The sequence below is a fragment of the Blastococcus sp. SYSU D00868 genome, from assembly GCF_054050575.1.
Genome location: NZ_JBJGZO010000011.1, coordinates 41,713 through 61,008 on the forward strand (window position 1 = coordinate 41,713; position 19,296 = coordinate 61,008).

Sequence of the window (19,296 nt, forward strand, 5' to 3'; positions counted from 1 at the left end):
CTGGATCGAGGAGTGTCCCGGCACGCCCGACCGCCCGCCGTCCCCGAACCCCGAAGGCCTGCGCACCGTGACGAGCCCTGACTACCGGCTGACCCAGCTGGAGACGCTGGAGGCGGAGTCCGTCCACGTCATCCGCGAGGTCGCCGCCGAGCTGGAGCGGCCGGTGCTGCTCTTCTCCGGCGGCAAGGACTCGATCGTGATGCTGGAGCTCGCCCGCAAGGCGTTCGCCCCGGCGAAGATCCCCTTCCCGGTCATGCACGTCGACACCGGGCTGAACTTCCCCGAGGTGCTCGAGTTCCGCGACAAGCGGGTCGCCGAGCTCGGCGTGCAGCTCGTGGTCGCCTCCGTGCCCGACGCGATCGCGGCCGGCACGGTCAAGGAGGAGCCCAACGGCTCCCGCAACCGGATCCAGACGCCGGTCCTGCTCGACGCGGTCGAGGAGCACGGCTTCACCGCGCTGTTCGGCGGCGCCCGCCGCGACGAGGACAAGGCCCGCGCCAAGGAGCGGGTGTTCTCCTTCCGCGACGAGTTCGGCCAGTGGGACCCGAAGAACCAGCGCCCCGAGCTGTGGGACCTCTACAACGGCCGCATCCACGTGGGCGAGTCGATCCGGGTGTTCCCGCTGTCGAACTGGACCGAGCTCGACATCTGGCAGTACATCGCCCGCGAGCACATCGCCATCCCCCCGCTGTACCTCGCCCAGGAGCGGGAGGTCGTCGAGCGGCAGGGGATGCTCTACGCGGTCAACGAGTTCATCCGGCCCCGTGACGGCGAGCGCGTGTTCACCGAGACCGTCCGGTACCGCACCGTCGGCGACGCCAACCTGACCGCCGCCGTCCGCTCGCAGGCGACCACGGTGGAGGAGGTCATCGCCGAGATCGCGGTGACCCGGATGACCGAGCGCGGCGCCACCCGCGGCGACGACAAGGTCAGCGACGCGGCCATGGAGGACCGGAAGAAGGAGGGCTACTTCTGATGGCCGCCGACCAGACCACGGAGCAGCCGGTCGACGACGCCCCCGTCGACGTCCACTCCCCCGTCGCCGAGCACGCCGCGGAGATCGCCACCGCGCGGCGCGACATCCTGCGGATCGCCACCGCCGGCTCGGTCGACGACGGCAAGAGCACCCTGATCGGCCGGCTGCTCTACGACAGCAAGGCCGTCTTCGAGGACCAGTACGAGGCCGTCGCCCGGGCCAGCAAGGGCGACTACGTGGACCTGGCGCTGCTCACCGACGGCCTGCGGGCCGAGCGCGAGCAGGGCATCACCATCGACGTCGCCTACCGCTACTTCAGCACCCCGCGGCGGACGTTCATCCTCGCCGACACCCCCGGGCACGTGCAGTACACGCGGAACATGGTCACCGGCGCCTCGACCGCCGACCTGGCCATCGTGCTGGTCGACGCCCGCAAGGGGCTGCTCGAGCAGAGCCGCCGGCACGCCTTCCTGGCCTCGCTGCTGCGGGTGCCGCACCTGGTCGTCGCGGTCAACAAGATGGACCTGGTCGACTGGGCCGAGGAGCGGTTCGAGGCGATCGCCGACGAGTTCAGCGCCTTCGCCGCCAAGCTGCAGGTGCCCGACCTGACCGTCGTCCCGATCTCGGCGCTGCACGGCGACAACGTCGTCACCCACTCGCCGAACACGCCCTGGTACGAGGGCCCCACGCTGCTGCACCACCTCGAGCACGTGCACGTGGCCGGCGACCGCAACCTGACCGACCCGCGGTTCCCGGTGCAGTACGTGATCCGCCCGCAGTCCGACGCGTTCCACGACTACCGCGGCTACGCCGGCACCGTGGCCAGCGGCGTGCTGCGGGTCGGCGACGAGGTCCAGGTCCTGCCCAGCGGGCTGACGACGACCGTCGCCGGCATCGACGGCCCCCGCGGCCCGGTCGGCGAGGCGTTCCCGCCGATGGCGGTGACCGTGCGGCTGGACGACGACCTCGACGTCTCGCGCGGCGACCTGATCTGCCGGCCGCAGAACGCGCCGCAGGTCACCCAGGACCTCGACGCGCTCGTCTGCTGGATGACCGACGAGCCGCTGCGCCCGCGGCAGCGGCTGGCGGTCAAGCACACCACCCGGTCGGTGCGCGCCGTGGTCAAGGAGCTGGTCTACCGGCTGGACGTCAACACGCTGCACCGCGAGACGGACGCCGGCGAGTTGGGCCTCAACGACATCGGGCGGGTCCGGCTGCGCACCACCCAGCCGCTGTTCGTCGACGACTACCTGCGCAACCGGGTCACCGGGCGGTTCATCCTCGTCGACGAGGCGACGAACGCGACCGTCGGCGCCGGCATGCTGACCCCGGCCGGGTGAGCCGCTCGCGTCTGAGCACGTGGCTGCTCGTCGCCGCGATCGTCGCGGTGGCGCTGAACCAGCGGCCGGCGGTGGTGGCGGTCGCGCCGCTGCTGGCCGACCTGCGCGCCGACACCGGGCTCTCCTCGGCGCTGGCCGGGCTGCTCACCACCGTGCCGGTCCTGTGCTTCGGCGCGTTCGCGCCGGTCGCGCCGCGGCTGGCCCGGCGGATCGGGCTGGAGTCGGCCGTGGGGCTGTCCCTGCTGCTGCTGTCGGCCGGGATCGCGCTGCGGCTGCTCTCCCCCGTCGCCCTGCTCTACGCCGGCAGCCTGCTCGCCGGCGCCGCGATCGCCCTGGCCAACGTGCTGCTGCCGGCCTACGTGAAGCGGGAGTTCGTCCGGCCCGGCGCGGTCATGGGCCTCTACTCGGCCGCGCTGAACGTCGGCGCCGCCGGCGGGGCCGCGCTGACCCTGCCGGTGGCCGACGCGCTCGGGGTCAGCTGGCGGACGGCGCTCGGGCTGTGGCTGTTCCTCGCCCTGGGCGCGCTCGTGCTGTGGCTGCCGGTCGCCGGCACCGGCCGCGCCCGCCGGGTCGCCGGCGGCACGCCGCCCGGGGGGTCGTGGGCGCTGCTGCGGCTGCCGCTGGCCCGCCGCGTCTGCGCGTACCTGGCCATGAACAGCGTGCAGTTCTACGCGGTGGCCGCCTGGCTGCCGACGCTGCTCGCCGACGCCGGGGTGCCGCGGTCCGAGGGCGGGCTGCTGCTCGGCCTGTCCAACGTCGTGGGCGCCGTCGGCGCGCTGGTCGCCCCGGCGCAGGCGGGCCGGATGCGCGGCCAGCGGCCGCTGGTGGCGGTCGTCGTCGCCGCGTACGCGGTCGGGCTGACCGGGCTGCTGGTCTCCCCCGCCTCCGGCACCGCCGTCTGGATCTGCGCGTGGGGCGTCGCCCAGGGTTCGGGCTTCGCCCTCGCGCTCACCCTCATCGTGCTGCGCAGCCCGACCCCGCTGGTCGCCGCGCGGCTGGGCGGGGTGGCGCAGTGCGTGGGCTACCTCGTCGCCGCGTCCGGCCCGCTGGTCCTGGGCGGCCTGCACGACCTGACCGACGGCTGGTCGTGGCCGCTGGGGCTGCTGCTGCTGGCCGTCGTCCCCATGGCCTGGGCCGGGTGGGGCGCCGCGCGCGACGCCGTCCTCCCGGCCCCGGCGGAGCGGGCCGTGCCCGAGCCGGTCAGCCGAGGCTGACCGGCAGCACCTCGAAGCCGCGCAGGGTCCGCAGGTCGCGGCGCACCGGGCGGCCGGTGACCCGCAGCCGGGGGAAGCGCTCGGACAGCGCCCGCAGCGCGACCTCGGCCTCCAGCCGGGCCAGCCCGGCGCCCAGGCAGTAGTGCACCCCGCCGGAGAAGGCGAGGTGGTCGCGGGCGTTGGGCCGGGTGACGTCGAACCGCGCCGGGTCGGGGAAGACGGCGGGGTCGCGGTTGGCGGCGCCGAGCAGCACGGTGACGCGGGTGCCGGCCGCCAGGCGCCGGCCGGCGACCTCCACCTCGGCGCGGACGGTGCGCCCGGTCAGCTGGACCGGGCTGTCGTGGCGCAGGGCCTCCTCCACGGCGTCGGCCCAGCCCGCGGGCGCGGCGCGCAGCGCCTCCCACTGGTCGGGGGAGGCGTCGAGGGCGACGACGGCGTTGCCGAGCAGGTTGACCGTCGTCTCGAAGCCGGCGCCGAGCAGCAGCATCACCGTGGCGTGCAGTTCGCGCTCGCTGAGCGCCTCCTCGCCGGGCAGGCCCACCAGTCGGCTGACCAGGTCGTCGCCGGGGTCGCGGCGCAGCCGGGCGAAGTGCTCGCGCAGGAAGGCGTGCATCGCCCGCAGGCCGCGCTCCGCGGCGAGGTAGCGGCGCAGCGGCAGGCCGGGGTCCAGGGTGGCCGCGGCGGCGGCGCCCCAGCGCAGGAAGTCCTCGCGGCGGTCGGTCGGCACGCCGAGCAGCTCGGCGATCACCAGCACGGGCAGCTGGGCTGCGTACCGGTCGACCAGGTCGACGGGGCCGTCCGCGCCGGTCAGGTCGTCGAGCAGCGCGTCGGCGGTGCGGCGGATCATCGGCTCGAAGGCGGCGGTCGCGCGCGGGGTGAACGCGCGGCTGACCAGCCGCCGGAAGCGGGTGTGGTCGGGCGGGTCGACGACGAGCATCGACGGCGGCTCGGCGACGCCGCTGGCGTCCAGCTCGTCGCCGAACCGCAGCGCCCAGCCGATCAGCCCGGGCACCTGGGAGCGGTCCCAGCCGACGCCGAAGCGGTCGGAGCGCAGCACCTCCTGGGCGACCGCGTGCGAGGTGGTGACCAGCCCGAGGGCGCTGGGCACCAGCGGGCCCGCGGCGCGCAGCTGCTCGTAGAGGTCGTACGGGTGCTCGCGGACGGCGGGGTCGCGCAGCAGCCGGCCGACCAGGTCGCCGCGGCGGGCGGCGCGGGAGAGGTAGACGGCGGGCAGCCCGTGCCGGACGGCGTAGCGGGCCAGCGTCCGCGCCGGCCGCAGGAGGGGCGAGGGCCGCGGCTCCGGCTCGGGTGCCGCGGGCAGGTGCGACCGGGTGGTCAGCGAGGTCATGGGCGCCTCTCCGCTGGGGGGACGTCGTCGTCCGCCGCAGTCTGTCAGCGCCCTCCGCCCGGCCTCGCGGGGAGGCCGGGCGGGGAGTCCCGGGGAGGGCTACTCGGTGGGCGCCGGCGGCTCCAGGTCCTTGCCGGCCCAGTCCTTGCCGGCCGTGTCGGCGTTCTCCGAGGCGCTGTCGGTCTGGCCCGCGACGGTCTCGATCATCTCCTCGTCGGACAGGCCCTCACCGGCCGCGTGGGTACCGGGCTCGGTCATCGCACATCTCCTCTGACTGCGGGACGGGGTCCCCGTGCCCCTCCCCGGTCACCGGCGGGACCAAACGCCCGCCGGAGGAGATCGGCCGAGGTCACACCGGGACCTCCGCCGCCTCAGGCGGAGATGCGGTCGATCGCCTTGTAGATCCGCTGCTCGGAGACCGCGCGCGGAGTGCCCAGCTGCTGGGCGAACAGCGCCACCCGCAGCTCCTCGACCATCCAGCGCACCGCGGTGACCGGGTCGTCCGGCGCGCCGGTGGGCGGCACCTGCCGGCGCAGCTGCTCGTACTCGGCGGTCACCGCCTCCACCTGCTGCGTCCACAGCGCGTCGCGGGCGGCGTTGGCGGGCAGCTTCTCCAGCCGGTGCGCCATCCCCCGGAGGTAGCGGACGACGTCGGGCAGCCGGCGCCGGCCGATCGCGGCGACGAACCCCTTGTGCAGCAGCCCGGCCATCTGCCGGCGCAGGTCGGCGACCGCGGCGTCGGGCACCCGCCGGCCGGGTGCCGCGCCGATCGCCACCGCGACCTCGCGGGCCTGGCCGAGCACCGCCTCGACCCTGGTCACGGTGTCCTTCGTCAGCGCGGGCAGCTGCGCGCGGGCGGTCTCCACCAGCGCGGCGAAGCCGGCCTCCTCCCGCGGCGGGCCGCCCGCCGCCGCGATGAGCTCGTCGGCGGCGGCGTCCACGCAGTCGGCGACCAGGTCGGGGATCTCGCCGTCCGGGTTGAACTGCAGCGCCAGCCGGGACCGCGGGCCGAGCCCCTTGGCGATCTGCCGGGCCGGCGAGCCGGCGGCCAGCACGAGCAGCCGGCGGACGCCGCGCCAGTGCAGCCGGACCGCCTCGGCCTCGGTGGCCACGACCCGGACGCCGGCGGTCTCCCCCTCGTCGACGACGGCGGGGAAGGCCGTGACCACGTGCCCGCCGCGGCGGACCTCGACGGCACGCGGCAGGTCGCCGATCGTCCAGGCGGTCAGGCCGGTGCGCTCGTGGTCGGCCGCCGCCCGCGCCAGGCTGACGCGGGCCTGCGGCGCCACCTCCGCCCGCAGCGCGGACAGGTCCTTGCCGCGGGCCAGCGTGCGCTGCCGGTCGTCGACCACCCGGAAGGTGGCGCGCAGGTGGTCGGGCACCTGCTCGGGCGCCCAGGCGTCCGGCGGGACGACGACGGCGGCGGCGCGGCGCAGCTCGCGCTCCAGCGCCGGCAGCAGCGGCTCCGTCGGCTCGATCCGCGGCAGCACCTCGCGGACCCGGTCGGGGATCGGCACCAGCGCGCGGCGGACCTGCTTGGGCAGCGTGCGCAGCAGCGCGGTCACCAGCTCCTCGCGCAGCCCCGGCACGGTGAAGGCCAGCGAGCTGCCCGCCGTCCGCTCGGCGACCGTGTCGAGCACGGCCAGCGGGACGTCGACGGTCACGCCGTCCTCCGGCGCCCCGGGCGCGAAGGCGTAGGACAGCGGCAGGGTCAGCCCCTGGCTCAGCGGGACGGCGTCCGGGAAGTCCTCCGCGCGGACCTGCCCGGCGGCCGCGGCGTCCGTCAGATCCTCGACGGTGAGGGTCATCAGGTCCGGCGTGCGCCGCCGGGCCTCCTTCCACCACCGGTCGAAGTGCCGGGTGGAGACGACGTCGGCGGGCACGCGCGCGTCGTAGAGCTCGAACAGCGTCTCGTCGTCGACCCGGATGTCGCGGCGGCGGGCGCGCTCCTCCAGCTCGGCCACCCGCTCCAGGGCGCGCTGGTTCTCCGCCCAGAAGCGGTGGTGCGTCGTCCACTCGCCCTGCACCAGCGCGTGCCGGATGAACAGCTCGCGGGAGACGACCGGGTCGATCGAGCCGTACTGCACCCGGCGGCCGACCACGAGCGGCAGCCCGTAGAGGGTGACCCGCTCGGTGGCGACGACCGAGCCCCGCTTCGCGTCCCAGCGGGGCTCGGAGTACTCGCGCTTCACCAGGTGCTCGGCGAGCCGCTCGACCGTCTCCGGGTCGATGCGGGCCACCGTGCGGGCGAACAGCCGGCTGGTCTCCACCAGCTCCGCGGCCACGACCCAGCGCGGCGGCTTCCGCGCCAGCGGGGTGCCGGGGGCGATGACGAAGCGGGCGTTGCGGGCGCCCAGGTACTCGCGGCCGCCGCGGCGCCGGTCGCCGTCCTTCTTGCGGGTGTCCTCCACCTGCAGGCCGATCTGGGACAGCAGCCCGGCGAGCAGGGCGGTCGTGATGGAGCGCTCGTCGGGCTCGGTCGCCGGCTCGGTCAGGGTCATGCCGAGCCGGCGGCAGGTGCTGCGCAGCTGGCCGTAGAGGTCCTGCCACTCGCGAATGCGCAGGTAGTGCAGGAACTCACGCTTCACGGTGCGGCGGAACTGGTTGCCGCTCAGCGCGTCCTGCCGCTCCTCCAGGTACCGCCACAGGTTGAGCAGCGCGAGGAAGTCGGAGTTCTCGTCCGCGAACCGGGCGTGCGCCTGGTCGGCGGCCTGCTGGTGCTCGGCCGGCCGCTCCCGCGGGTCCTGGATGGTCAGGCCCGCGGCGATGACCAGCACCTCGTCCAGCACGCCGCGCCGGTCGGCCTCGACGACCATGCGGGCCAGCCGCGGGTCCAGCGGCAGGGCGGCCAGCGAGCGGCCGGTCGGGGTGAGCCCCCGGTCGGCGTCCAGCGCGCCGAGCTCCTCGAGCAGGGCGAGGCCGTCGGCGACCGCGCGGCGGTCCGGCGGGTCGATGAACGGGAACTCCGCGACGTCGCCGAGGTCGAGCGCGGCCATCTGCAGCAGCACCGCGGCCAGGCTGGTGCGCAGGATCTCCGGGTCGGTGTACTCCGGCCGGGCGTCGAAGTCGTCCTCGGTGTACAGCCGGATCGCGATGCCCTCGGAGGTGCGGCCGCAGCGACCCGACCGCTGCCGCGCCGACGCCTGGCTGATCGGCTCGATCGGCAGCCGCTGCACCTTGGTGCGCGCGCTGTACCGGGAGATGCGCGCCGTCCCGGGGTCGACGACGTAGCGGATGCCCGGCACGGTCAGCGAGGTCTCGGCGACGTTGGTGGCCAGGACCACCCGCCGGCCGGTGTGCGGCTGGAACACCCGGTGCTGGTCGGCGGCCGACAGCCGCGAGTAGAGCGGCAGCACCTCGACGCCGGGGAAGCGGTCGGTGAGGGCGTCGGCGGTGTCGCGGATCTCCCGCTCGCCGGCCAGGAACACCAGGACGTCGCCCGGGCCCTCGTGCACCAGCTCCTCGACGGCGTCGCCGATCGCGGTGACCTGGTCGCGGTCGGGGTCCGCCTCCGGGTCGTCGGGGTCGACGACCGGCCGGTAGCGGATCTCCACCGGGTAGGTGCGGCCGCTGACCTCGACGACCGGCACGTCCGCCGCGCCGTCCTCCCCGCCGAAATGGCCGTTCCGGCCGGAGAAGTGCGCGGCGATCCGGTCGACGTCGATGGTCGCCGAGGTGATGACGATCTTGAGGTCGGGACGGCGGGGGAGGATCCGGGCCAGGTAGCCGAGCAGGAAGTCGATGTTGAGGCTGCGCTCGTGCGCCTCGTCGATGATCAGCGTGTCGTACTGGCGCAGCAGCCGGTCGTGCGCGATCTCGGCGAGGAGCACGCCGTCGGTCATGACCTTGACCAGCGTCGCGTCCGACACCTGGTCGGTGAACCGGACCTTCCAGCCGACGACGTCGCCCAGCGGCCGGTCCAGCTCCTCGGCGATGCGCTCGGCGACCGTGCGCGCGGCGATCCGGCGCGGCTGGGTGTGGCCGATCCGCCCGCGCACGCCGCGGCCGAGCTCGAGGGCGATCTTGGGCAGCTGGGTCGTCTTGCCCGACCCGGTCTCGCCCGCGACGACGACTACCTGGTGCTCGCGCAGCGCGGCGGCGATGTCCTCGCGGCGGGCGGAGACCGGCAGCTCGGCGGGGTAGGTCACCGGCGGGACGGCGGCGCGCCGGCGGGCGATCCGCGCCTCGGCGGCCGCGACGTCGGTGAGCACCCGCTCCCGCTGGCGGGCGCGCGCGTCGGCGTCGCGGGTGCGCCGGAGGCCGTCGAGGCGGCGGCCGAGCCGGTGCTCGTCCTCCACGGTCAGCGCGGCCAGCCGCGCCCGGAGGTCACCGGCGGCCGGTGCGTCCGCGGCCGGGGCGTCGGCGGCCATGGGGCAGCTCCTCTCGGACGTGCGGGGGCGGGTGGGCACCGGCAGACGTGACCGCCCGGCGCGGGGGTACCGATCCCCCAGGATCCCACCCCGCTCGCCGCGGCTCCGCCCGTGCTGCGGATCACCATCCGTGCGCCCTGCAACTCGGTGCGTGCAAGAAGCAACCGGTTGTATGGTGCATCCGTTCCGCGGCCACCGCCGCACCTCCTCCGCGTCCGTCCCGGAGCCCCGATGACCCCGTCCGCCTCGCCGACCCGTGCCGATCGCCGGGCGCAGCTGCACACCCTCGGGGAGCAGCTGCCGCGCATGATGCGGCTGATCCACGCGCTCAAGGCGAGCGCCGCCGCCACCGGCGACGGCCGCGAGCGGGCGGCGTTCGTGCTGCTGTTCCCGCTCGTCCGGCTGGGGCCGCTGCGCCAGGGCGCCCTGGCCGAGCTGGTGCACGCCGACCCGTCCACGGTCAGCCGGCACGTCGCCGCGCTGGTCGAGGGCGGGCTGGTCCGCCGGGTCGCCGACGAGACCGACGGCCGCGCGAGCCGGCTGGTCGTCACCGACGCCGGCCACGCCGCGCTCGCCGCGCTGCGGGCCGAGCGCGAGGCGGTCCTCGCCCGGGTCACCGCCGACTGGGACGACGCCGACCTCGCCGACCTCACCGACCTGTTCGGGCGCCTCCTGGACGGCCTGGCCGCCGTCCTGCCCACCGAGCCCGACGCCCTCCCCACCCCGAGAGAGACCCGATGACCCAGACCACCCGGGCCGCGGCCCCCGCCCGAGGCGCCGCCACGGTGGGTGCCGACGGCAGCTTCACCCACCGGCAGATCGTCACGATCATCGTCGGGCTGATGGTCGCCATGTTCCTGGCGGCCCTGGACCAGACCGTCGTCGCCACCGCGATCCGCACGATCGCCGACGACCTCGACGGCTTCGACCTGCAGGCCTGGGCGACGACGGCGTTCCTCATCACGTCGACGATCTCCACGCCGCTCTACGGCAAGCTCTCCGACATCTACGGCCGGCGGCCGTTCTACCTGTTCGCCATCGCCGTCTTCGTCCTCGGCTCGGCCCTGTGCGGGATCTCGACGTCGATGTACGAGCTCGCCGTGTGGCGGGCGGTGCAGGGCATCGGCGCCGGCGGCCTGATGTCGCTGGCCCTGGCGATCATCGGCGACATCGTGCCGCCGCGGGAGCGCTCCCGGTACCAGGGCTACTTCATGGCGGTCTTCGGCAGCTCGAGCGTCCTCGGCCCGGTCGTCGGCGGGTTCCTCGCCGGGCAGGAGTCGCTGGCCGGCCTGGCCGGCTGGCGGTGGATCTTCTGGATCAACGTGCCGCTGGGCATCCTCGCGTTCGCCGTCGTCATGCGCGTGCTGCACCTGCCGCACGAGCGCCGCGAGCACCGGATCGACTGGCCGGGCGCGCTGGCGCTGGTCACGTTCCTGGTGCCGCTGCTCATCGTCGCCGAGCAGGGCCGCATCTGGACGTGGGGCGACCCGAAGTCGCTCACCTGCTACGTCGTCGGCGCGATCGGGTTCGTGCTGTTCGTCCTGGCCGAGCGCCGCTACGGCGACGACGCGCTGCTGCCGCTGCGGCTGTTCCGCAACCGCAGCTTCAGCGTGGCCGGCGTCGGCAGCATCCTCGTGGGCGCCGGCATGTTCGGCGGCCTGCTGCTGCTCCCCCAGTACCTGCAGATCGTGAAGGGCTCCAGCGCCACCGAGGCGGGCCTGCAGATGATCCCGCTGGTCGTCGGGATCATGACCGGCGCGATGAGCTCCGGCATCGCGATCAGCCGGACCGGCCGCTACAAGGTCTTCCCGCTGGTCGGCATCGTGTTCATGACCGCGGCCCTGCTCGGGATGTCGTTCGTCGTGGGCGTGGACACCTCGGTCTGGGCGCTCGTGCCGCTGATGGTCCTGCTCGGCCTGGGGCTGGGCTTCAACTTCCAGCCGGTGATCATCGCGGTGCAGAACGCCGTCTCCCCGCGGGAGATGGGCGTGGCCACCTCGTCGGTGACGTTCTTCCGGCAGATGGGCGGCACGATCGGGACGGCGGTGTTCCTCTCGGTCCTGTTCACCAGGCTGCCGGTGGAGATCGGCGAGTCCTTCCGCTCGGCCGGCGTCGACGTGGCCGGCGGCGGGGTGGACCTGGAGTCGGCCCTCAGCGACACCTCGCAGGTGGCCGGCCTGCCGGCGCCGGTGGTGCACGCCTTCGGGGACGGCTTCTCCCACGCCATGGACCTGGTCTTCCTCATCGCCGCGCTCGTGGTCGCCGCCGGCTTCTTCGTGATGCTGTTCCTGCCGCAGCTCGCGCTGTCGAACCAGTCCGGCATCCAGGCCCGGCAGGCCGCCGACGGGGGCACCGCGACGGGCAGCCCCACGCAGGCCGACAACGCCGTCCGCGCCGCCGGTGCCGCCGCGCCGACCTCGGTCAGCCCGGCGCAGGGCCCGGCGGCCGGCGACGGCACGCAGGGCGACGGCGTGGCCGACCGCGGCCCCCGCCACCAGTTGTAGGACGAGATCTGCACAGTCGTCGCCGTCAGCGGCCGATGGCGACGACTGTGCAGATCTCGCGGGGTCAAGGTGTGAAGACGGCGCGGACGCAGCCGTCGGCCTTCTCCTTGAACAGCTCGTAGCCGCGCGGGGCCTCCTCCAGCGGCATCACGTGCGTGGCCAGGTGCTCGGTGACCAGCTCGCCGCTCTCCATCCACTCCAGCAGCCGCGGGATGTAGCGCGGGCCGTGCACCTGGGCGCCGCGCAGGGTGAGCCCCTTGTTCATCACCGCGCCGAGCGGGAACTTGTCCACCATCGAGGCGAAGACGCCGAGGGTGAAGACGCTGCCGCCCTTGCGGCAGGCCAGGATCGCCTCGCGCACGGCGGTCGGCCGGTCGGTCTGCAGCCGCAGCTGCTGCTTCACCTGGTCGTAGACGCCGTGCGCGCCGGGGGCGTGCGCCTCCATGCCGACGGCCTCGATGCACACGTCCGGCCCGCGGCCGCCGGTGCGCTCCCGCAGCTCGGCGGCGACGTCGGTGGTCGTGTAGTCGATCGGCTCGGCGCCCGCGTACGTGCGCGCCTGCTCCAGCCGCTCCGGGAACCGGTCGATCATGAACACGCGGGCGGCGCCGACCAGCGCCGCGATCCGGGCCGCCATCTGGCCCACCCCGCCGGCGCCCCACACGGCGACGGTGTCGCCGGGCTGCACGCCGCCGAGGTCGACGCCGGTGAAGGCGGTGGACGCGGCGTCGGAGGCGAACAGCGCCCGGTCGTCGGAGACGCCATCGGGGACGACGAAGCTGCCGACGTCGGCGTAGGGCACCCGCACGTACTCCGCGTGGCTGCCGGCGTAGCCGCCGACGGCGTGCGAGTAGCCGATGCAGCCGCCGATGCTCTGGCCCCACAACCCCTCGGTGATCCCGGGGTTGGGGTTGCTGTTGTCGCACAGCGAGTACATCTCGTGCCGGCAGTACCAGCAGGAGCCGCAGGAGACGAACGAGGCGACGACCACCCGGTCGCCCACCTTGCGGTCGCGCACGCCCTTGCCGACCTCGACGACCTCGCCCATGAACTCGTGGCCGATCACGTCGCCGGCCCGCATGAAGGGGATGTAGCCCGACAGCAGGTGCAGGTCCGATCCGCAGGTCGTCGTCCGCCGCACCTTCAGGATGACGTCGTGGTCGTTGAGCAGCTGCGGCTCCGGCACGTCCTCCACCGACAGCTGGTTGACCCCGGTCCAGGTCACCGCCCTCACAGCACGCCCTCCTTCTTGGCCCGCGCCACGGCGCCGTCGAGCAGCCGCCCGGTCGGCGTCGGCGCCCGGTGGCCGTGCGGGCGCGGGTCCATCCGCAACACCTCGCCGGTCTCGAGCAGCTGCTTCGAGGCGCGCAGGGCGGCCCGGAGCCGGCCGATCTCCTCCTCCGAGGCCTCCCCGCGGTAGCGGGCGGCCAGCTCGGTGCCCTTGTCGCCGGGCGCGGGGGTGACCCGCACCTCGACGAGCGTGCCGAGCGCGGCCAGCGGGGCGGGCAGGGCGGCCGGGTCGACGTCGGACGGCGAGCACAGCACCGTCACGGCGCGCCAGCGGCGGGCGGCGCGCCCGGGGTCGTCGGAGACCGAGGCGGTCCCGACGCCGGGCAGCTTCAGGTTCTGCAGCCGGCCGAGCAGGGCGCCGCCCACGTCGGCGGCGCGGTCGAGGAGCGGGTTGGGCATGGATCCCCCTTGGCGGACGAGTCGTGCCCACCTACCCGCGAGACCGGCCGGGGCAACCGGCCTACGGTGAGGCGTACCGCCCGTCGCCGTGCGCCCCAGGAGGCCCCCCGTGCCCGCGTCCTCGCTGATCCTCAACCGCCGGGACCTGCAGTTCCTGTTGCACGAGTGGCTCGACGTGGAGAGCCTGGTGAAGCGGGAGCGGTACGCCGAGCACTCCCGGGAGACGTTCGACGCCGTCCTCGAGCTCGCCGAGCAGATCGCCACCGAGCACTTCGCGCCGCACAACCGCAAGGCCGACGAGAACGAGCCGCGGTTCGTCGACGGCAGGGTGGAGATGATCCCCGAGGTGGCCCGGGCCCTGGAGGTCTTCGCCGAGGCCGGGCTCATGGCCGGCGAGTTCGACGAGCGGTTCGGCGGCATGCAGCTGCCGCACACCGTCGGGCAGGCGGTGTTCGCCTGGTTCAAGGCGGCCAACGTCGGCACCTCGGCCTACCCGTTCCTCACCATGGCCAACGCGCGCCTGCTGATCGCGCACGGCAGCGAGCAGCAGATCGACACCTACGTGCGGCCGATGGTCGAGGGCCGCTGGTTCGGCACGATGGCGCTCTCGGAGCCGCAGGCCGGGTCGTCGCTGTCCGACATCACCACCCGCGCCGAGCGCCAGGACGACGGCACCTACCGGCTGACCGGCAACAAGATGTGGATCTCCGGCGGCGACCACGAGCTGACCGAGAACATCGTCCACCTGGTGCTGGCCAAGGTCCCCGGCGGCCCGCCCGGCGTGAAGGGCATCTCGCTGTTCGTCGTCCCGAAGTACCTGGTGGGCGGCGACGGCGCCCTGGGCGAGCGCAACGACGTCGTCCTCGCCGGGCTCAACCACAAGATGGGCTACCGGGGGACGACGAACACGCTGCTCAACTTCGGCGAGGGGGTGCACACCCCGGGCGGTCGGGCCGGCGCGGTGGGCTACCTGGTCGGCGAGGAGCACCGCGGCCTCTCCTACATGTTCCACATGATGAACGAGGCCCGGATCGGCGTCGGGATGGGCGCGACCGTGCTCGGCTACACCGGCTACCTGCACGCGCTGGAGTACGCGCGCACCCGCACCCAGGGCCGCCCGCCGACTGCCAAGGACCCGAGCTCCCCGCCGGTGCGGATCGTCGAGCACACCGACGTCCGCCGGATGCTGCTGGCGGCCAAGTCCTACGCCGAGGGCGGCCTGGCGCTCGGGCTGTACTGCGCCCGGCTGGTCGACGAGGAGCAGACCGCCGCGACCGAGGCGGACCGCGCCCGGGCGCACCTGCTGCTGGAGATGCTCACCCCGGTCGCCAAGGCCTGGCCCTCGCAGTGGGGCCCGGTCGCCGACGACCTGGCCATCCAGGTGCACGGCGGCTACGGCTACACCCGCGACTACCCGGTCGAGCAGTTCTACCGGGACAACCGGCTCAACCCGATCCACGAGGGCACCAACGGCATCCAGGGGCTGGACCTGCTCGGCCGCAAGGTGCTGATGCAGGGTGGCGCCGGGCTGCGGCTGCTCGGCGAGACGATCACCGCCACGACCGCCCGCGCCGCCGGCACCGCCTGGGCCGGCTTCGCCGCCGACCTGGACGCCGCGGTGGCCCGGCTGGGTGCGGTCACCGGCACGCTGTGGGGCGCCGGCGACCCGGCCGTGACGCTGGCCAACGCCACCGCCTACCTGGAGGCGGCCGGCCACGTCGTCGTCGCCTGGCTGTGGCTGGAGCAGGCGCTGGCCACCCGCGAGGAGACCAGCGACTTCCACGAGGGCAAGCGGGCCGCGGCCCGCTACTTCCACCGCTACGAGCTGCCGAAGGTGCACACCCAGCTGGACCTGCTGGAGTCCCTGGACCGGACGGTGCTGGACACCGACGAGGCCTGGCTGTAGCCGGCCCCGGACGGACCCGCGCCCCGCGGCTGGCGAGCAGCGGCGGGGCGCGGTGGGTGGGGGCCGGCGGCGGGCCGGCCCGGGTCAGGCGCTGACGGCGGTCGCCGGCACCGGCTCGGGAGCGGTCGGCGCGGCGGACCGGACGGTCTGCGCGGCGCGCTGCTCGCGCTCGTAGCGGGCGGTGCTGGAGGACCCCATCACGATCACCAGTCCGGTCAGGACCAGGAACCCGAGGAGGGTCACGGCCGGCCAGAACATCATCGAGGACTTCCCCCTGTCGTACTCTCCGCCGGCCCGCCAGGTGCGCGGGCGGCATGTCGTCGGGAACTGTGTCCCCCGTCGATCTCCCTCTCAATCGTCGATCTGTGATCGCCACCTGACTGGTGGTGACGCGTTTCACAGGCCCGGCCCCGGCACGGCGGCCCGCCGGGTGCGCGTGTTCTGATCCTGGCGTGGCGAGGCGGCGAGCGGTCCCCGACGCCGCGCCGGCGGGTCCCGGCCGCCCGGCGCGCCACGGCCCTCTCGTGCTCACGCTGGCACTGGCGGTCACCACGCTGTCGCTGCTGCAGAGCCTCGTCGTGCCGCTGCTCGGGACGATCTCCGCCGAGCTCCGGGTCTCCCCCGCCGCCGCGGGCTGGGTGCTGACCGCGAACCTGCTGGCCGCCGCCGTGTCGACCCCGGTGCTCGGCCGGCTCGGCGACACCCGCGGGGAGCGGCCGGTCTTCCTCGGCATCCTCGCCGTGGTGGCCGTCGGCACGGTGCTCACCCTCGTCGCGACGTCCCTGCCGCTGCTGCTGGCCGGCCGGGTGCTGCAGGGGACCTCCTACGGTCTGTTCCCGCTGGCCATCAGCGTGCTGCGGCGCGAGCTGCCGGCGCGGCGGCTCACGGTCGCGATGTCGGTCGTGAGCAGCACGCTCGCGGTGGGCGGCGTGGTCGGGCTGGTGGCGACCGGGCTGCTCTCCCGCGGGTCGGGCAGCTACCGGGACGCGTTCTGGATCGGGCTGGCCGTCGCGGTGGTCACCCTGGTGCTCGCCGCGGTGGTGCTGCCCCGCCGGCCGCCGACCGCCACCGGCTCGGTGGACTGGTGGGGCGCGGCCACGCTGGGCGCCGGCCTGGTGCTGCTCCTGCTGCCGGTCTCCCAGGGCAACGCCTGGGGGTGGACGGCGCCCGCGACGGTGGCGTGCGCGGCGGCCGCCGTCGTCGTCCTCGCGGGCTGGGTGGGGCTGCAGCGGCGGCTGCGCGAGCCCCTGGTCCGCCCGGCGATGCTGGCCGACCCGCGGACGCTCGCGCCCAACGTCGCGGGCCTGATGACCGGGCTGGGCCTGTTCGTCTCCTTCATCGCCGTCATGCAGTACGTGCAGACCCCGCCGGAGGTCGCCGGCTACGGGTTCGGGGCCTCGGTGCTGGAGGCCGCGGTCGTGTACCTCCTGCCCGGCGGCGTCGCGGGCATCGTGCTCGCGCCGCTGGCCGGCCGGGTCGTCGCCCGGGTCGGCGCCCTGCCCACCCTGCTGGCCGGGGGCGTCGCCGGGCTGGCGGGCTTCGCGCTCCTGGCGCTGCTGCGCGGCACCCCGGCCTGGGTGGTCGTCGGCGGCCTGCTGGCCCAGGTGTGGGTGACCGTCGCCTACGCCGCGCTGCCGACGCTGGTCGTCCAGGCCGTGCGGCCCGCGGAGACCGGGGTCGCCAACGCCGTCAACTCCATCACCCGGTCGGTGGGCCAGGCCGCCGGGAGCGCGCTGACGGTGGCGCTGCTGGCGGCCGGCACCGACCCGGCCACGGGCCTGCCGCGGGCGTCGGCGTTCACGCTCGTCTGCCTCATCGGGGTCGCCGCCGCGCTGGTCGTGGCGCTGGTCAGCCTCGCGGGGGTGCTCCGCGGGAGGGGCCGGCCGGACGGCGGACCGGACGAGCTCGCGGACGTCGAGCGGGCGACCGCGGGCTCCGGCGAGTGGTCGCCGGTGAGCGGGGTGCGCTGATCCCGGACGGGTGGCGACACGCGGCGCGGCGAATGGATCGGCCGCGTCCGGGGCACCGTCGGGGCTGACGCTGTAAACAGCCCCCCGGAGGACCCCGATGGCCCGTTCCACCGGCTCGCGCAGCACGGACACCGCTGCGAAGGAGACGCGCTTCTCCGGCAACGTCGCCGGCGACCCCGCCCCCCAGGACGACAAGGTCAACTCGACGCGGTTCGACAACGCCCCACGGGGTGCCGACCCGGCGCCCACGACGATGGGCACGATCAAGCGGACGGTCAAGGAGTTCAACGAGGACCAGCTCACCGACCGGGCCGCGTCGCTGACGTACTACGGCGTCCTCGCGCTGTTCCCGGCGCTGATCGCGCTGCTGTCGATCATCGGCCTGCTGACCGACCCCCGTCAGCTGTCCGACGCGCTGACCACCGTCGTCCCGGCCGACGCCGCCGACACGCTCAACCCGGTCATCGAGCAGATCGCCGGGAACACCAGCACCGCCGGCCTCGGTCTGGTCATCGGTCTCGCGGTCGCCATCTGGTCGGCCTCGGGCTACGTCGGCGCGTTCACCCGCGCCGCCAACGTGGTCTACGAGACCCCCGAGGGCCGCAAGATCTGGAAGCTCAAGCCGCTGCAGCTGCTCATCACGCTCGTCGGCGTCCTGTTCGCCGCCCTGATCGTGGCGATGCTGGTGCTCAGCGGGCCGGTCGTCGAGGCCGTGGGCAGCGCGATCGGGCTCGGCGACACCGCGCTGACGGTGTGGAACGTCGTCAAGTGGCCGGCGATGGTCGTCGTCCTCGCGCTGATGATCGCGATCCTGTACTACGCGACGCCCAACGCGAAGCTGCGCGGCTTCAAGTGGGTCAGCCCCGGCGCCGGCGTCGCCATCCTCGTCGCCGTCGTCGCCTCGGCCGCGTTCGCGTTCTACGTGAGCAACTTCGGCAGCTACAACAAGACCTACGGCGCGCTGGCCGGCGTCGTGGTCTTCCTGATCTGGTTCTGGCTGATCAACCTGTCGCTGCTGTTCGGCATCGAGCTCGACGCCGAGATCGAGCGGACCAAGGAGCTCAAGGAGGGCGTGCCGGAGGCCCACAAGGAGATCCAGCTGGACGCCCGGGCCGAGCCCAAGCCGCGCCAGACGAACTAGCCGCAGGGCACGAGAGAGGCCCGGCTCCCCTCGGGGGCCGGGCCTTCCTCGTGTGCGGAGTCGCCGGGGAACGGTTCCCGTCACCCAGCGACTCCGCTCAGCGGGACGTCGGGGGGCGGTCGCCGTGCCGGGCCGGCGGGGTGCGCTCCACGAGGGCGGCCACCCCGGCCAGCCCGCGGCTCACGGCCTCGCCGACCGGCGCCAGCCGCGCCGGACCCCGGCGGACGCCGGCGTCGACCAGGTCGCGCGTGCGGTCGAGCACCGACAGCGGCAGCGCCGACAGCGCGTTGCCCGGCGGACGCCGCGCGACGGTGGGGTGCGGGCGGGTCGGCGAGACCCGCCGCACGAGCTCCCACTGCCGGCCGAGCCGGCGCAGCTCGTGCGGGTCGAGCCGCTCCTGCAGCCGGGGCAGCAGGAGGTCCTCCTCGTCGCGGACGTCCTCGCGCAGCACCTCCACCAGCCGGGCCAGCCGGGCCGGCCGCTGCGGGTCGTCCAGGCCGCCCTCCTCCAGGGCCGCGACCAGCTCGTTGACCTCCTGGTGCTCCTGCTCGATCCGCAGGGTCAGCTCCTCCCCGTCGGGCAGCGCCCGGCGGACGGCCGGCCACAGCACCGCCTCCTCGGCGAAGGCGTGCGCGAACACCAGCCGGTCGATGCGCTGCAGCACCTCCTCCTGCTCGCGGCCGGTGGTGCCGTCGAGCTCGTGCAGCAGCTCGTCCAGGCGGACGTGGTCCCGGCGCTGCCGGGTCAGGACGCTGCCGGGGCCGCCGAGGTCGGACTCGGACTGGTCGGCGATGGAACGGGTCACGACGGGACGACCTCTCGGTGCGGGACGGATCCG

The 19,296-nt window shown here is 74.8% G+C and carries 15 protein-coding genes; 8 read left to right on the forward strand and 7 right to left on the reverse strand.

The window, feature by feature from the left end:
* Positions 1 to 67: 67 nt before the first annotated feature.
* Genes cysD through ACI79F_RS11810 form a run of 3 tightly spaced genes read left to right on the forward strand, consistent with a single transcriptional unit; the run spans position 68 to position 3,530 of the window.
* The gene (cysD, locus tag ACI79F_RS11800) at positions 68 to 976 is read left to right on the forward strand and encodes a sulfate adenylyltransferase subunit CysD (protein WP_456544707.1); all 909 of its coding nucleotides are present in this window, start codon (positions 68 to 70) and stop codon (positions 974 to 976) included.
* A complete protein-coding gene (locus ACI79F_RS11805; protein WP_456544706.1) occupies positions 976 to 2,316 on the forward strand; it encodes a sulfate adenylyltransferase subunit 1 in 1,341 nt (446 codons plus the stop codon). Before cysD ends, ACI79F_RS11805 begins: the two co-directional genes overlap by 1 nt.
* Positions 2,313 to 3,530, forward strand: coding sequence for an MFS transporter (locus ACI79F_RS11810; RefSeq protein ID WP_456544705.1), 1,218 nt, complete (start codon positions 2,313 to 2,315; stop codon positions 3,528 to 3,530). Before ACI79F_RS11805 ends, ACI79F_RS11810 begins: the two co-directional genes overlap by 4 nt.
* Here the strand turns inward: ACI79F_RS11810 and ACI79F_RS11815 are convergent.
* From ACI79F_RS11815 to hrpA, 3 genes are all read right to left on the reverse strand, one after another.
* A complete protein-coding gene (locus ACI79F_RS11815) occupies positions 3,517 to 4,878 on the reverse strand; it encodes a cytochrome P450 (protein WP_456544704.1) in 1,362 nt (453 codons plus the stop codon). The genes ACI79F_RS11810 and ACI79F_RS11815 overlap by 14 nt on opposite strands.
* Positions 4,879 to 4,977: 99 nt before the next feature.
* Positions 4,978 to 5,136 (reverse strand): hypothetical protein, encoded by a 159-nt coding sequence (locus ACI79F_RS11820; RefSeq protein ID WP_456544703.1) that lies wholly within the window; start codon positions 5,134 to 5,136, stop codon positions 4,978 to 4,980.
* Positions 5,137 to 5,249: 113 nt separating this feature from the next.
* Positions 5,250 to 9,248 carry an ATP-dependent RNA helicase HrpA gene (gene hrpA / locus ACI79F_RS11825; RefSeq protein ID WP_456544702.1) on the reverse strand — a complete coding sequence of 1,333 codons (3,999 nt, stop codon included), beginning with the start codon at positions 9,246 to 9,248 and terminating at the stop codon, positions 5,250 to 5,252.
* A 231-nt stretch (positions 9,249 to 9,479) separates the two neighbouring features.
* Between hrpA and ACI79F_RS11830 the strand changes: the two genes are divergently transcribed.
* Positions 9,480 to 9,989: a MarR family winged helix-turn-helix transcriptional regulator gene (locus tag ACI79F_RS11830; protein WP_456544701.1), complete on the forward strand. Its 510-nt coding sequence runs from the start codon at positions 9,480 to 9,482 to the stop codon at positions 9,987 to 9,989.
* Entirely contained in the window at positions 9,986 to 11,752 is a 1,767-nt protein-coding gene (locus ACI79F_RS11835; protein WP_456544700.1) for an MDR family MFS transporter, read from the forward strand. Before ACI79F_RS11830 ends, ACI79F_RS11835 begins: the two co-directional genes overlap by 4 nt.
* A gap of 64 nt (positions 11,753 to 11,816) precedes the next feature.
* On the opposite strand, the gene ACI79F_RS11840 is transcribed toward ACI79F_RS11835, so the two are convergent.
* Positions 11,817 to 12,986 (reverse strand): zinc-dependent alcohol dehydrogenase, encoded by a 1,170-nt coding sequence (locus ACI79F_RS11840; protein ID WP_456544699.1) that lies wholly within the window; start codon positions 12,984 to 12,986, stop codon positions 11,817 to 11,819.
* Positions 12,983 to 13,441, reverse strand: a complete 459-nt coding sequence (locus ACI79F_RS11845) for a hypothetical protein (RefSeq protein ID WP_456544698.1) — start codon at positions 13,439 to 13,441, stop codon at positions 12,983 to 12,985. Before ACI79F_RS11845 ends, ACI79F_RS11840 begins: the two co-directional genes overlap by 4 nt.
* Before the next feature lie 109 nt (positions 13,442 to 13,550).
* Between ACI79F_RS11845 and ACI79F_RS11850 the strand changes: the two genes are divergently transcribed.
* Positions 13,551 to 15,347 (forward strand): acyl-CoA dehydrogenase, encoded by a 1,797-nt coding sequence (locus ACI79F_RS11850; RefSeq protein ID WP_456544697.1) that lies wholly within the window; start codon positions 13,551 to 13,553, stop codon positions 15,345 to 15,347.
* An 84-nt stretch (positions 15,348 to 15,431) separates the two neighbouring features.
* Here ACI79F_RS11850 and ACI79F_RS11855 read toward each other — a convergent pair whose 3' ends face one another.
* Entirely contained in the window at positions 15,432 to 15,608 is a 177-nt protein-coding gene (locus ACI79F_RS11855; protein WP_456544696.1) for a hypothetical protein, read from the reverse strand.
* Positions 15,609 to 15,871: 263 nt separating this feature from the next.
* Between ACI79F_RS11855 and ACI79F_RS11860 the strand changes: the two genes are divergently transcribed.
* Both ACI79F_RS11860 and ACI79F_RS11865 read left to right on the forward strand, forming a co-directional pair.
* Positions 15,872 to 17,317 carry an MFS transporter gene (locus ACI79F_RS11860; protein ID WP_456544695.1) on the forward strand — a complete coding sequence of 482 codons (1,446 nt, stop codon included), beginning with the start codon at positions 15,872 to 15,874 and terminating at the stop codon, positions 17,315 to 17,317.
* A gap of 97 nt (positions 17,318 to 17,414) precedes the next feature.
* Positions 17,415 to 18,458 carry a YihY/virulence factor BrkB family protein gene (locus ACI79F_RS11865; RefSeq protein WP_456544694.1) on the forward strand — a complete coding sequence of 348 codons (1,044 nt, stop codon included), beginning with the start codon at positions 17,415 to 17,417 and terminating at the stop codon, positions 18,456 to 18,458.
* A 97-nt stretch (positions 18,459 to 18,555) separates the two neighbouring features.
* Here ACI79F_RS11865 and ACI79F_RS11870 read toward each other — a convergent pair whose 3' ends face one another.
* Positions 18,556 to 19,263, reverse strand: a complete 708-nt coding sequence (locus ACI79F_RS11870) for a hemerythrin domain-containing protein (protein ID WP_456544693.1) — start codon at positions 19,261 to 19,263, stop codon at positions 18,556 to 18,558.
* Between the last annotated feature and the right edge of the window lie 33 nt (positions 19,264 to 19,296).

Excerpts from the sequence above, each read along its gene's own strand:
- ACI79F_RS11820 (WP_456544703.1), bottom strand. The coding sequence starts at position 5,136 with ATGACCGAGCCCGGTACCCACGCGGCCGGTGAGGGCCTGTCCGACGAG.
- ACI79F_RS11855 (WP_456544696.1), bottom strand. The coding sequence starts at position 15,608 with ATGATGTTCTGGCCGGCCGTGACCCTCCTCGGGTTCCTGGTCCTGACC.
- ACI79F_RS11835 (WP_456544700.1), top strand. The coding sequence starts at position 9,986 with ATGACCCAGACCACCCGGGCCGCGGCCCCCGCCCGAGGCGCCGCCACG.
- ACI79F_RS11815 (WP_456544704.1), bottom strand. The coding sequence starts at position 4,878 with ATGACCTCGCTGACCACCCGGTCGCACCTGCCCGCGGCACCCGAGCCG.
- ACI79F_RS11865 (WP_456544694.1), top strand. The coding sequence starts at position 17,415 with ATGGCCCGTTCCACCGGCTCGCGCAGCACGGACACCGCTGCGAAGGAG.
- ACI79F_RS11830 (WP_456544701.1), top strand. The coding sequence starts at position 9,480 with ATGACCCCGTCCGCCTCGCCGACCCGTGCCGATCGCCGGGCGCAGCTG.
- hrpA (WP_456544702.1), bottom strand. The coding sequence starts at position 9,248 with ATGGCCGCCGACGCCCCGGCCGCGGACGCACCGGCCGCCGGTGACCTC.
- ACI79F_RS11805 (WP_456544706.1), top strand. The coding sequence starts at position 976 with ATGGCCGCCGACCAGACCACGGAGCAGCCGGTCGACGACGCCCCCGTC.
- ACI79F_RS11845 (WP_456544698.1), bottom strand. The coding sequence starts at position 13,441 with ATGCCCAACCCGCTCCTCGACCGCGCCGCCGACGTGGGCGGCGCCCTG.